Raw genomic sequence first — 12,864 nt, 5'->3', positions numbered from 1 at the left:
GGTGTCTGCGCCCCTTCCTCTCCCTTCACCTCCGCACCTCCCCCCGGCACCTCCCTTCCCTCCCCACCCCCACCCCCCGCCCCGGTGGCAGCCCCCGCACCTCCGACCCCACCTCCCCCACCACTCCCTCCCCACCCCCACGGCCCCGCCCCGGTGGCAGCCCCCGCTGCTCCGTGCGAGTGTGGCGGACAGTAAATGGGGACCTTCACGGCAAAGGGATGAGCGATGGAACGACCTCGGATCCTGATCGTGGGCGGTGGCTTCGCCGGTCTGGAGTGCGCCCGCCGCCTCGAACGCAAGCTGTCACCGTCGGAGGCCGAGATCTCGCTGGTCACACCGTTCAGCTACCAGCTCTACCTCCCCCTCCTCCCCCACGTCGCGGCCGGCGTCCTCACCCCGCAGTCCGTGGCCGTCTCGCTGCGCCGCTCGCTGCGCCGCACCCACATCGTCCCGGGCGGCGCCATCGGCGTGGACCCGGCCTCCAAGGTGTGCGTCGTCCGCAAGATCACCGACGAGGTGGTCGCGCTGAAGTACGACGTCCTGGTACTCGCCCCGGGCAGCGTCACCCGCACCTTCGACATCCCCGGCCTCACCGACTACGCCCGCGGCATGAAGACGCTCGCCGAGGCGGCCTACGTCCGGGACCACGTGATCGCCCAACTCGATCTCGCCTCCACCACCCTGGACCAGAAGGAGCGCGAGTCCCGGCTCCAGTTCGTGGTGGTCGGCGGCGGCTACGCGGGCACCGAGACGGCCGCCTGCCTCCAGCGGCTGACCACCGCCGCCGCCCACCGCTACCCGCGCCTGGACGCCCGGCAGATCAAGTGGCACCTGATCGACATCGCCCCGAAGCTGATGCCGGAACTCGGCGACCCGCTCGGCGAGGCCGCCCTGGAGGTGCTGCGCGACCGCGGCATCGAAGTGTCGCTGGGCGTCTCGGTCGCCGAAGTCGGCGCCGAGACGGTCAAGTTCACCGACGGCCGGGTGCTCCCCTGCCGCACCCTGATCTGGACGGCCGGCGTGGCCGCGAGCCCGCTGATCGGCACCCTGGACGCCGAGACGGTCCGCGGCCGGCTCGCCGTGACGGCGGAGATGCGGGTGCCGCAGTTCGAGGGCGTGTTCGCGCTCGGCGACGCCGCCGCCGTCCCCGACCTCGCCAAGGGCGACGGCGCGGTCTGCCCGCCGACCGCCCAGCACTCCGCCCGCCAGGGCCGCGCGGTCGCGAACAACGTGATCGCCTCGCTCCGCAACCAGCCCCTGGAGCCGTACTACCACAAGGACTTGGGCCTGGTGGTCGACCTCGGCGGCAAGGACGCGGTCTCCAAGCCGCTCGGCGTGGAACTCCGCGGCGTGCCCGCGCAGCTGGTGGCGCGCGGCTACCACCTGATGGCGATGCGCACCAACGTGGCCAAGTTCCGGGTGGGCACCAACTGGCTGCTCAACGCGACCGCCGGCGACGAGTTCGTCCGCATCGGATTCCTCGCCCGCCAACCCGCCCGGCTGCGGGACTTCGAGTACACCGACTCCTACCTGACGAAGGATCAGGTCCGCGCGCACGCCCAGTCGCTGCTCGCCAAGGGCTGAGCACGGCAGACCGACGGAACGGCGCCCCCGCCGCCAGGACCGGCCGCGGGGGCGCCGAACCGCGCCGTCACCGTACGATCACCGCGCGGCCAGGTACATCCCGCTCGCGTCCTGCCCGGCCGTGTTGCGGCACGCGTAGTCACCGCTCGGGCGCGCCCACAGCAGCGTCAGGCAGCGCCCGACCGCCTGCTGGCCGTAGTAGTTGGGGTGCATCGACTCCTGCAGCGCGCCCTGGGTGGAGTTGAGCCCGCCGTCCAGGAAGCGCGCCCACTCGCTGGTGGTCGCGGACGGGCCGGAGCTCGCGGTCGGCTGCCTGGTGGCCGTCGAGCAGACCTCGCGGCCCTGCAGCATGTCCGACAGGTCCAGGAACTGCGCACCCTTGGCGGCGGCGACGCCCGCCAGCGCCTGGGAGATCTGCGGCACCATCGAGTCTCGGGCCCAGTCGGCGTCCCCGTCCCAGAACGGGCAGCCGCCGGTGTTGGAGCGGGTCCAGCCGCTCTCCGGGTAGCGCATCTCGGCGCTGCGCGGGATCGGCGACGGGTAGGACTGCAGCACCAGGCGGTAGTCCGACGGCGCGTAGCCGGCGTCGGCCATCACCGCGCGGATCTCGTCGATCGACTTGCCGACCCCGGCCATCGCCGCGGGCATCCGGCCGTCGATCTGGGACTGCGCGGAGTCGTGGCAGTAGGAGTACCAGATCAGGTAGTCCTTGACGCAGGTGGAGATGACGTCCGAGAAGCCCAGGTCGTTGCCACCGATCGACAGGGTGATCAGCTTGACGTTGTTCTGCCGTGCCACGGTGGCGAGTTGGTCGGCCTGCGGGGCCTCGCCCTTGAGGGACTGGCCGCCGTTGGAAGCGCGGAAGACGTTCGCGGTGACGGCACCGGAGCAGGCCAGGTCGATCTCGTTCTGGGCCCCGGTCGAGGCGCTGAGCACCTCGGCGACGTCCGAGCGGTCGCACCCGCTCGCGGCGGTGGCGCCGTAGACCCGCGAGGCGTCGTACGAACTGCCGGTCCAGGCCCGGTCGGTGCCGTTGCGGCTGCCGCTGGTACCGGCCGAGTTGCCCTTCCAGCGGCCGGCCTCGCCGGAGATGTAGCTGTCGCCGAGCGTGACGCTGGCGGTGGGCCCGGACGGCACGACGGCCGGTGCGGGCGTCGCGGCGGAGGCCGGGGAGGCGACGGCCAGGCTCGCGACGGCGAGCGGGAGGGCGAGGGCTGCGGCGAGCAGCCGGCGGCCGGGTCGCGGGGTGCTGCGGGTGATGCTCGAACGGTTCTCGGGCACTGCGGAACTCCTGCGGCTCGGTCTTCCCGAGGATCGGGGAACGGGAAGACGCCTGGGTGAGGGTGGGCCGCCGGCCGGTGGCGCGATGAAGATGACATGCCCGCGCGGGCCGCCGCTAGGAGTCTGCGGCAGGTTTCCGCTTTTGTTACCGACGGGTTCAGACCAGGCGGGCGAACGACGACCGGATGCCGCCCGCGGTTCACACCCGCCACATCCGCCCCACGACCTCCCGCCTCAAGCCCCCGCCGCACGCCCGTCCGCCCCGCGGAGGCCCCGCTCCCGACGCCCGCCCCGGACTCACACCAGCCGCGACCCGCCCCCACCCGCCCCCAGCACCGCCGCCAGATCCTCCGCCAGCTCCCGCGCCTGCGCCGCCTCCAGCCGCGCCGTGGTGAACCGCAGCCCGGGCGGCGACTGGATCCGGTACCGCGCGCCCGGCGCCGCGACCCAGCCGCGCTGCACCAGCGCCGCCAGCACCGAGGTCTCGTCCGGCACCGGTACCCAGACGTTCAGCCCGCTCCGCCCGTGCGCGGCGATCCCACGGGCCGCCAGCTCGCCCAGCAGGGCGTCCCGCCGGGCCCGGTAGGCGGCGGCCACCCGATCGGCCGGCGCGGCGTCACCGGCCCACAGCTCCGCGACGGTGCGCTGCAGCAGGTGGCTGACCCAGCCGGCACCCAGCCGCAGCCGGCCGGCCACCCGTCCGATCGTCTCCTGGTCGCCGACCGCCACCGAGACCCGCAGGTCCGGCCCGTACGCCTTGGCCGCCGAGCGCACCACCGCCCAGTGCCGGGTGTCGGCACCGACCAGCGAGTGGTACGGCTGGTCGACCATGCCGTGCCCGTGGTCGTCCTCGATCAGCAGCACCCCGGGGTGCTCGGCCAGTACGGCCTTCAGCGCCTCGGCCCGCCGTGCGGTGAGCGCCGCCCCGGTCGGGTTCTGCGCCCGGCTGGTGACCACCACGGCCCGCGCGCCCTCGGCCAGCGCCGTGGCCAGCGCGTCCGGCAGCGGGCCCTCGTCGTCCAGCCGGACGGGCGCCTGCTTCAGCCCCAGCGCGGGCAGCAGGTCGAGCAGGCTGCCCCAGCCCGGATCCTCGACGGCCACCGCGTCGCCGGGGCGCAGCCGGGCGCCGAGGATGCGTTCGACGGTGTCCAGCGAGCCGGAGGCGACGGCGATCGGGCCGCCGGGCAGGCCGTCGGCCTCGAAGGACGCGCGGGCGAGCGTGAGCAGCAGCGGGTCGACGGCGGCGTGCCCGTACAGCACCGGGTCGGTGCGCGCGGCCTCGGCGGCGGCCGCGAGGGCCGGGGCGAGGTCGGGCAGCAGGGCCGGGTCGGGGTTGCCGGTGGACAGGTCGCGGGCGTGCGGCGGGACGGGGATGCGGATCTGGTCGCGCGGGGTGAGGGCGGGCCTGGGCAGGATGCGGCTGCCCTTGCGGCCGGCGGTCTCGATCACGCCGCGGTCGCGCAGCAGCCGGTAGGCGGCGGCGACGGTGTTGGGGTTGACGCCCAGTTCGGCGGCGAGGTCGCGCAGCGGGGGCAGCGCGGTTCCGGGGGCGAGCTGCCCACTGCTCACGCCCTGCTCGATGTGGGCCGCGATTTCGCTGGCGCGTCGCCCTTTCAGCGGATAGTCTCCTAGCACAAAGCAAATTATGCACTAGTACATAGAGGATGTCATGTCAGCCAGCGCGGAGGGTTCGCCCAGCTACTCCCGTACCCCGAGGACCACCCCCACCCGCTACCGGGACCGGGCCACCTGGGAGCAGGAGGCGATCCACGCCATCCTCGACAGCGCCTACATCTGCCACCTCGGCTTCGTCGTCGACGGCGCCCCCGTGGTCCTGCCGACGATCTTCGCCCGGGTCGGCAGCCGGCTCTACGTCCACGGCTCCACCGGCAGCCGCCCGCTGCGCAACGCCTCCGGCGAGCAGGGCATGCCGGTCTGCGTCACCGTCACCCAGGTCGACGCGCTGGTGCTGACCAAGTCCGCGTTCAACCACTCGGTGAACTTCCGCTCGGTGGTCGCCCACGGCACCGCGCACCAGGTCACCGACCCCGAGGAGCTGGACGTCGCGCTCGCCGCCCTGGTCGACCACGCGATTCCGGGGCGCTCAGCCGAGGTCCGTCCGGCCAACGCCAAGGAGCTCGCCGCCACCGCCGTCCTCCGGCTGGAGCTGGACGAGGTCTCGGCCAAGACCCGCGAGGACGGCGCCGACGACGACCCCGAGGACGCCGACCTGCCACACTGGTCCGGTCTGATCCCGGTCACCACCGTGCACGGCACCCCCGAGCCGCACCCCGGCACCGCCGTCCCGCTCCCCGCGCACCTGCGCGGCTACCCCCGCTGACGGGAGGAGCTCCCGTGCTGATCAGATCCTGGGACCGCGGCGACGAGCAGGAGTGGCGCGCCTGGCTGGCCGAGGGTCGCGACTTCGGCCTGCTCGCCGCCAACGGCGGCCCCGGCGAGGGCCCGGTGCTCGTCCCGACGCACTTCCTGCTGGACGCCGAACGCGGCGAGATCCTGCTCCACCTCGCCGCGCCCAACCCGCTGCTGGCCGCCGTCCGGGCCGACCCCCAGGTCACCCTCGCGGTCACCGACGGCTACACGTTCGCCCCCGGCCACTGGCGCGGCGAACCGGGCACGCCCACCAGCTACTACGCCTCGGTCCACTTCCACTGCACCGCCGAGGTGGTGGAGTCCGCGGCCGGCAAGGCGGAGATCCTCAACCGCCAGCTGGCGCACTTCCAGCCCGAGACACCGGAGGTGCGGGTGGTGCCCGGCGAGGGCACCTTGGCCCGGCAGCTGCCCGGGCTGCGCGGGCTCCGGCTGACGGTGAACGAGGTACGGGCCAAGTTCAAGTACGACGACAAGAAGCCCGCCGAGGAGCAGTACGCCATCGCCGACCGGCTCGCCGAGCGCGCCGACGGCCCGGGGCGCGGCCACGACCAGTACGCCGCCGCCCGTACCCAGCTGCTCCGCCGTCACCGACGGCGCACCGCCTAGCCGGGCACCGCGAACGCCGCAGGGCACCGACGCCCCCCAGGGCCACGCCCCGCGCGTCGACCACTCGCGCACCGGCGGCCCCGCGCACCGGCGGCCGCGCACCGGCGGCTGACTCCGGGTCACCCGGTCGGCCGCCAACTCGGGCAGGTCGGCCGCGGCGCTGCTCGAATGTGAGACGAGCCCTGCCCACTCACCGTCGGAGCGGGCCCGTCCACCCCCGGGAGCGCGTGTGTCCTCAGTCAACAGCCAACGGGCGTCCGGCGAGGCCCACCTCGGCCACGTGGTGTTCATCTCGGCGGCCGCCGCCATGGGCGGTTTCCTGTTCGGCTACGACAGCGCGGTGATCAACGGTGCCGTGACGGGCATCCAGAAGCACTTCGCGGTCGGCCACGGCACCACCGCGTTCGTGGTGGCCATCGCGCTGCTCGGCTCGGCGGTGGGCGCGGTGCTCGCCGGCCGGCTCGCCGACCACCTCGGCCGGGTCCGCACGATGCTGCTGGCCGCCGCACTGTTCGCGGCCAGCGGCATCGGCTCGATGTTCCCGCCGAACATCGAGACCCTCGCCGCCTGGCGCGTGATCGGCGGCATCGCGATCGGCATCGCCTCGGTGATCGCCCCGACGTACATCGCCGAGGTCGCCCCGACCGCCTACCGCGGCCGGCTCGCCTCCTTCCAGCAGATGGCGATCGTGCTCGGCATCACCGTCTCCCAGCTGGCCAACTGGGCGCTCAACCAGGCCGCCGGCGGCGAGTCCACCAACCACCTCGGCGGCATCCAGGCCTGGCAGTGGATGCTCGGCGTCGAGGCCATCCCGGCCCTGGTGTACGGGCTGATGGCGCTCGCCATCCCGGAGTCGCCGCGCTACCTGATCGCCGACCACCGCGAGGAGCAGGCCCGCCGGGTGCTGGTCGAGGTCGAGGGCGAGGGCGTGGACCTGGACGCCCGGGTGGCGGAGATCCGCTCGGTGCTGTCGTCCGCCCGCAAGCCCCGGGCGAAGGACCTGATGGGCGGCCGGTTCGGCCTGCTGCCGATCGTCTGGGTCGGCATCGGCGCCTCGGTGTTCCAGCAGTTCGTCGGCATCAACGTGATCTTCTACTACTCGTCCTTCCTGTGGCAGTCGGTCGGCATCAACGAGGCCAACTCCCTGCTGATCAGCCTCTCCACCTCGATCATCAACGTGATCGGCACGGTGATCGCGATGGTCCTGGTGGACCGGATCGGCCGCAAGCCGCTGGCCCTGGCCGGCTCGATCGGCATGGCGGCCGCGCTGGGCACCGCCGCCTGGGCGTTCTCGTACCGGGAGGGCACAGGCGCCACCGCCACCCTGGACAACACCCACGCCACCGTCGCCCTGGTCGCCGCGCACGTCTTCGTGCTCTGCTTCGCCTTCTCCTGGGGCGTGGTGGTCTGGGTTCTGCTCGGCGAGATGTTCCCCAACCGGATCCGCGCGCTGGCGCTGTCCGTCGCCGCCTCGGCGCAGTGGATCGCCAACTGGGCGATCACCGTCAGCTTCCCGGACCTCGCCGACTGGAACCTCTCCGCGACGTACGTCATCTACGCGGCCTTCGCGCTGCTCTCCATCCCGTTCGTGGCCTTCTGCATCAAGGAGACCAAGGGCCGCGCCCTGGAGGAGATGGGCTGACCCGGCCCCGTCCACCGCCCCCGCCGCAGGCGGCCCGCACCGCCGGCCCCCGCCGCTCGCGGCCCGACCCACCGAGAGGAAGCCATGCCTGACCAGGGCGGATCCCGGCAGAACGTCACCTTCCCGAGCAACGGCCGCACCGCGCACGGCTACCTGGCCCGGCCGCCGCAGGGCGTCGGGCCCGGCCTGGTGGTTGTCCAGGAGTGGTGGGGGCTCACCTCGCACATCGCCGACATGGCCGACCGCTTCGCCGCCGAGGGCTTCACCGTCCTCGCCCCCGACCTGTTCGGCGGCGCCACCACCCACGACGGCGCCGAGGCGGCCCGGTTCAGGCGCGAGCTCCCGGTCGAGCGGGCGGTGGAGGACCTGGCCGGAGCCGTCGACCACCTGCTCTCACTGGACGCCGTGGTCGGCGACGCCGTCGGGGTGGTCGGCTTCTGCATGGGCGGCGGCTTCGCCCTGCTGCTGGCCGCCCGGGCCGGCGACAAGGTGGCCGCCGTGGTCCCGTTCTACGGCCTGCCGCCCGATCCGGACTTCGACTACCGCGGCCTGACCGCCCACGTGCTCGGCCACTTCGGCGAGTTGGACGGCTCGATCCCGATGGCCGCCGTGGACGAGGCGGCGATCCGGATCGGCGAGGCCACCGACGTCCGCCCGGAGATCCACTTCTACCCGGCCGGGCACGCCTTCATGAACGACGAGAACCTGATCGGCACCTACGACGCGCTCCAGGCCCGGATCGCCTGGCGCCGGACCCTCACCTTCCTCCGGGGCCACCTCGGCTGACTCCCCTCCCGCCCGCGCTCCGGTGTGACAACGGGATGGACACCTGTACGACCTTTCGGCATAGTCTCCGGGTGCCGACCCCACCTCCGCGCCGCTTCGCCTGGGCGAGCCGCAACTTCCGCATCCAGACCGCCGCCACCGTGATCAGCGGCCTCGGCAACGCCGGCGCCCCCATCGCCACCGCCTTCGCCGTGTTCGGCACCGGCGGCACCACCGCCGAGGTCGGCTACGTCACCGCCGCCCGGCTGGTACCCACCGTGCTGCTCCTGGTGGTCGGCGGCACCCTCGCCGACCGGTTGCCGCGCCACCTGATCATGGTCGCAGCCAATGTGTTCAGCGGGGTCTCCCAGGCCGTCCTGGCGGCCCTGGTGCTGACCGGGGACGTACGGCTCTGGCAGATGCTGGCGCTCTCCGCGGCCGGCGGAGCCGGCTACGCGCTCTACACCCCGGCCTCCGGCGGCATGATCATGCAGGCCGTCCCCCAGGAGCACGCCGCCCGCGCCTTCGCGGTCTTCCGGATGGGCCTCAACGCCTCCCAGATCGGCGGCGCCGCCCTCGGCGGCGCGCTCACCGCCGTCGTCGGCCCCGGCTGGGTGCTCGCCCTGGACGCCCTGTGCTTCCTGGTCGCCGCCGCCCTCCGCTTCTTCCTGGAACCGGAGCAGGCCCCCGCGCCCTCCGGCGGCAGCATGCTGCGCGACCTGCGCGAGGGCTGGCGGGAGTTCGCCTCCCGCCGCTGGCTCTGGGTGATCGTGCTCCAGTTCTCCGTCCTGGTCGCCTGCATCAACGCGGTCGAGTCGGTGTACGGGCCGACGGCCGCCGAGCAACGGCTCGGCGGCGCGGGCGCCTGGGGCCTGGCGATGTCCGCCTACGGGGTCGGCCTGGTGGCCACCGGCGTGCTGATGACGCGCTGGCGGCCGCGCCGGATCCTGCTGGTCGGCAACTGGGGGGTCTTCCTGTTCGGCGTGCCCGCCCTGGCCCTCGCCGCCGAGGTGCCGCTGCCGCTGCTGGTCGTCGCGATGTTCCTGTCCGGCGTCGGCGTCACCGTCTTCGGCGTCAACTGGATGGTCGCGCTCCAGCAGGAGATACCCGCGGAGATGTTCTCCCGGGTCACCGCGTACGACGAACTCGGCTCCTACTCGCTGGCCCCGGTCGGCACCGCCCTGGCCGGCCCCGCCGCCGTGGCGCTCGGCCTGTCCGGCGCGCTCTGGACGTGCGCCGCCGCCTGCCTGGTGCTCAGCGCGCTCGTCCTGCTGGACCCCCAGGTGCGCCGACTGAGCCGTCGGAGCACGGCGGACGCACCGGTGCCCGCCGGTGAGCCCGCGCCCACCCCGTGAGCGCCCCGCGCGCCCGGCGTGCGCCCGTCCGGGAGCAACCGGAGACGCGCGAGTGTCGTCCGGACAGTCGGGAAACACCACGAGTCTCTGGGGGCCACCGGTGCCGAAGCCACTGCTGTTCCTGGACGTCGACGGCGTCCTGAACCCGGTCCGTCCGCACCCGGACACCGAGTTCGACTCGCACATCCTGTTCGGCTACACCGTCCTGCTGTCCACCCGGCACGGCAGCTGGCTGCGCGAGCTCGCCGGAACGTACGACCTGGTCTGGGCCACCACCTGGGAGGAGAACGCCAACACCCACATCGCCCCGGCGATCGGCCTGGACCCGCTGCCGGTGGTCGCCCTCGCCGGCTACGTCCCGCAGCCCGGCGACCCGCGCGTCCCGCTGATGGAACTGTTCTCGGCCGCCAAGTGGGCCCCACTGCTGCGCTACGCCGGGGGCCGGCCGTTCGCCTGGGTGGACGACGTCATCCCGCCGCGCCTGGTCCGCCGCTCCCTGTGGCGCCGGGACCGCCTGCTGCTGCCCGTCGATCCGGGCCAGGGCCTGGAGCGCCGGCACGTCGACCGGCTGCTCGCCCGTCCGCCGCGCGGCCGGGCGCCGTCGGTCAGGGGGTCGGCAGCCAGCTGACGTGCCCGGCCAGCAGCGCGTACCCGACGAAGGCCACCGTGTCGATCAGGGCGTGCGCCGCCACCAGCGGCATCACCCGCCCCCAGCGCCGGTACAGCAGGCAGAACACCACGCCCATCACCATGTTGCCGACCATCCCGCCGACCCCCTGGTACAGGTGGTACGAGCCGCGCAGCACCGAACTCGCCGCCACCGCCGCCGGCCAGGACCACCCCCACTGTTCCACCCGACGCAGCAGGTAGCCCAGGACGACGACCTCCTCCAGGACGGCGTTCTGGCAGGCCGACAGCACCAGCACCGGCACCCGCCACCACACGTCCGGCAGCCCGGACGGCGCCACCGTCAGGTTGTACCCGGCCGCCTGCGAGGCCAGGTAGAGCGCCAGCCCCGACCCGCCGATAGCGGCCGCGACGGCGGCGCCCCGCCCCAGGTCGCGCAGCTTCTGCCCGAGATCGAAGCCCAGCACCCGCAGCGCGACGCCCTCGCGCACCAGCAGGTAGCCGACCAGCACCACCGGCATCAGCCCGCGCCCGATGTAGTACAGCTGCCACACCAGGTCCAGCCAGGGCCGCCGGGGCGCCCGCGAACCGTTCAGGGTGGCGACCTGCTGGCCGAGCTTGAGCGGTTCGGTGAGCGAACCGGTGAAGCTGATCAGCGCGCTGATCCCGCTGGCCCCGAGGGAGAGGCCGAGGACGATCAGCAGTTCCACGCCGAGCAGCCGACGGGTGGGCTTCGCGGTCTCCGGCGCGGTCGGGACGGTGGTCACGGGGGCTCCAGCGGACGGGGCGGTCGCTCCGGCCGTCGGCCGACCACCGGAGCGATCATCCTGGCACAGCCGCGCGGCCGCCCCGGAGGGGAGGTCTCAGCCCACCGGCCAGGTGTGCACCGGCTCGCCGCCGCGCATGAGTTCGGCGTAGCGCCTGGTCATCGCCGCGAGCGCGGCCGGCCGGTCCATCCCGTACTGCTCGCGCAGCCGGTGGAAGGTCGCGGTCTGCCAGGACGCTCCGTTGGTGCGGCGCAGGCAGCGCTGCTCGATGATGCCCAGGTAGCGGTCCCGGTCGGCGGGCTCCACGCCCCACTCGTCGAGGCCCTGGTAGGCCATCGGCAGCAGCTCGTTCAGCACCAGGTCGACCGCGGACACGGTCTGCAGCCCGCCGCCGCGCCCGGCCCGCCCCGAGCGCGGCCACTGGAACACCGCGTCGATGCCGTACCGGGCGCCCTGCTGGAAGTTCTCGTCCGCCCGCTCGAACGGCAGCCGGGTCCAGATCGGCCGGGGCTGCGCGGCGAGCACCCGCACCAGTCCGTAGTAGAAGGCGGCGTTGGCCAGCGTGTCGGCCACCGTCGGCCCGGCCGGCAGCGCCCGGTTCTCCACCCGCAGGTGCGCGACCCCGCCGGCGACGTCGTACACCGGGCGGTTCCAGCGGTAGATGGTGCCGTTGTGCAGCCGCATCTCGGCGAGCCTGGGCGCACCGCCGGAGGCCAACACCTTCAGCGGGTCCTCGTCGTCGCAGATCGGCAGCAGCGCGGGGAAGTACCGCAGGTTCTCCTCGAACAGGTCGTACGCGGAGTCCACCCAGCGCTCGCCGAACCAGGTGATCGGGCGCACCCCCTGGGCCTTGAGCTCCGCCGTACGGGTGTCGCAGGCCTGCTGGAAGAGCACCGGACGGGTCTCCCGCCACAGCTCCCGCCCGAACAGGAACGGCGAGTTGGCGCCGAGCGCGAGCTGCGGCCCGCAGATCGCCTGGGCGGCGTTCCAGACCGAGGAGAACCGTTCCGGGGTCACCTGGAGGTGCAGCTGGAGCGAGGTGGCGGCGGCCTCGGCCACCATGGTGATCGACTCCAGCTGGAGGTGCTCGACCCCCTCGATGTCCAGCGCGATGTCCTCCCCGCGGGCGGCCAGGATCTGGTCGCTGAGCAGGCTGTACCGCTGGTTGTGGCTCATCGCGTCCAGCCCGGTGTGGGCGTGCTCCAGGGTCGGCAGGATGCCCACCATGACGATCCTGGTGCCCGCCTCGGCGGCCCGCCGGTCGGCGTAGCGCAGCCCGGTGTCGATCTCCTCGCGCAGTTCCTCGAAGACGTGCCCGCAGAGCCGGTGGGGCGTGATGTTGACCTCGATGTTGAAGCGGCCCAGTTCGGTCTGGAAGTCGCTGGAGCCGATCGCGCTCAGCACCTGCGCGTTGTTCATGGCCGGCAGGCCCTGCTCGTCGGCCAGGTTGAGCTCGATCTCCAGGCCCATCACCGCCCGCGGACGGTCGAAGCGGTCCTCCCGGATCATCCGTCCGAGTGTTTCGAGACACGTGTGGAGCTTGCGCCGGTACTGCTGCCGGTCCGCCAGTTCCGCCCGAGTAGCCACGACCTTCTCGCCCACGGTCCCCTCCTCCAGAGCCACCCCGTCGAGCACCCGGTCGACCGACCGTGCAAGCATCATGCCCACCTCGAAGATCGATACCCGAACGCTTGTACTGGCTTGCATTGCAAGGCATCTGACGGAAAATCAGACGAACTGTAGACTTGCCCGGCACCACAGCCTGTGATAAACAGATCACCCTGCGCACCTGTTCGAATTGGCACAGCGCTCCGGCCGGTCCGCCCCGCCCAGAAGCCCTCGTCGA

Annotated in this window: 11 protein-coding genes; 7 read left to right on the top strand and 4 right to left on the bottom strand. The window is 73.3% G+C overall.

Features of this window, described 5'->3' with window-relative positions:
* The first annotated feature begins 225 nt into the window (after positions 1–225).
* Positions 226–1,584 carry an NAD(P)/FAD-dependent oxidoreductase gene (locus ACGF0D_RS18770; protein ID WP_392870209.1) on the top strand — a complete coding sequence of 453 codons (1,359 nt, stop codon included), beginning with the start codon at positions 226–228 and terminating at the stop codon, positions 1,582–1,584.
* A 78-nt stretch (positions 1,585–1,662) separates the two neighbouring features.
* Here the strand turns inward: ACGF0D_RS18770 and ACGF0D_RS18765 are convergent, their stop codons facing one another.
* Both ACGF0D_RS18765 and ACGF0D_RS18760 read right to left on the bottom strand, forming a co-directional pair.
* Complete coding sequence (locus tag ACGF0D_RS18765) at positions 1,663–2,865, bottom strand: GDSL-type esterase/lipase family protein (RefSeq protein WP_392917518.1); 1,203 nt, start codon at positions 2,863–2,865, stop codon at positions 1,663–1,665.
* Between the two features lie 297 nt (positions 2,866–3,162).
* Positions 3,163–4,500 (bottom strand): aminotransferase class I/II-fold pyridoxal phosphate-dependent enzyme, encoded by a 1,338-nt coding sequence (locus ACGF0D_RS18760; protein ID WP_392917515.1) that lies wholly within the window; start codon positions 4,498–4,500, stop codon positions 3,163–3,165.
* 34 nt (positions 4,501–4,534) lie between these two features.
* Between ACGF0D_RS18760 and ACGF0D_RS18755 the strand changes: the two genes are divergently transcribed.
* The 6 genes from ACGF0D_RS18755 to ACGF0D_RS18730 all read left to right on the top strand — a co-directional run bounded on the left by ACGF0D_RS18755 (position 4,535) and on the right by ACGF0D_RS18730 (position 10,252).
* The gene (locus ACGF0D_RS18755; protein WP_392870201.1) at positions 4,535–5,206 is read left to right on the top strand and encodes a pyridoxamine 5'-phosphate oxidase family protein; all 672 of its coding nucleotides are present in this window, start codon (positions 4,535–4,537) and stop codon (positions 5,204–5,206) included.
* Positions 5,207–5,220: 14 nt separating this feature from the next.
* A complete protein-coding gene (locus ACGF0D_RS18750) occupies positions 5,221–5,862 on the top strand; it encodes an FMN-binding negative transcriptional regulator (protein ID WP_392870198.1) in 642 nt (213 codons plus the stop codon).
* Between the two features lie 229 nt (positions 5,863–6,091).
* Positions 6,092–7,504 carry a sugar porter family MFS transporter gene (locus ACGF0D_RS18745; protein WP_392870195.1) on the top strand — a complete coding sequence of 471 codons (1,413 nt, stop codon included), beginning with the start codon at positions 6,092–6,094 and terminating at the stop codon, positions 7,502–7,504.
* Positions 7,505–7,588: 84 nt separating this feature from the next.
* Positions 7,589–8,290, top strand: a complete 702-nt coding sequence (locus ACGF0D_RS18740; RefSeq protein WP_392870192.1) for a dienelactone hydrolase family protein — start codon at positions 7,589–7,591, stop codon at positions 8,288–8,290.
* Positions 8,291–8,361: 71 nt separating this feature from the next.
* Positions 8,362–9,624: an MFS transporter gene (locus ACGF0D_RS18735; protein ID WP_392917512.1), complete on the top strand. Its 1,263-nt coding sequence runs from the start codon at positions 8,362–8,364 to the stop codon at positions 9,622–9,624.
* Positions 9,625–9,724: 100 nt separating this feature from the next.
* On the top strand, positions 9,725–10,252 hold the full coding sequence (locus ACGF0D_RS18730; protein WP_392917509.1) for an HAD domain-containing protein: 528 nt from the start codon (positions 9,725–9,727) through the stop codon (positions 10,250–10,252).
* Here ACGF0D_RS18730 and ACGF0D_RS18725 read toward each other — a convergent pair.
* Both ACGF0D_RS18725 and ACGF0D_RS18720 read right to left on the bottom strand, forming a co-directional pair.
* Positions 10,230–11,018 (bottom strand): CPBP family intramembrane glutamic endopeptidase, encoded by a 789-nt coding sequence (locus ACGF0D_RS18725; RefSeq protein ID WP_392917507.1) that lies wholly within the window; start codon positions 11,016–11,018, stop codon positions 10,230–10,232. The genes ACGF0D_RS18730 and ACGF0D_RS18725 overlap by 23 nt on opposite strands.
* Positions 11,019–11,114: 96 nt before the next feature.
* Entirely contained in the window at positions 11,115–12,620 is a 1,506-nt protein-coding gene (locus ACGF0D_RS18720; RefSeq protein WP_392871630.1) for a glutamate--cysteine ligase, read from the bottom strand.
* Between the last annotated feature and the right edge of the window lie 244 nt (positions 12,621–12,864).

Origin of the sequence: Kitasatospora sp. NPDC048298, assembly GCF_043201465.1 — a bacterium.
Classification (GTDB): Bacteria; Actinomycetota; Actinomycetes; order Streptomycetales; family Streptomycetaceae; genus Kitasatospora.
This window is presented reverse-complemented; position numbering and strand designations above follow the sequence as displayed.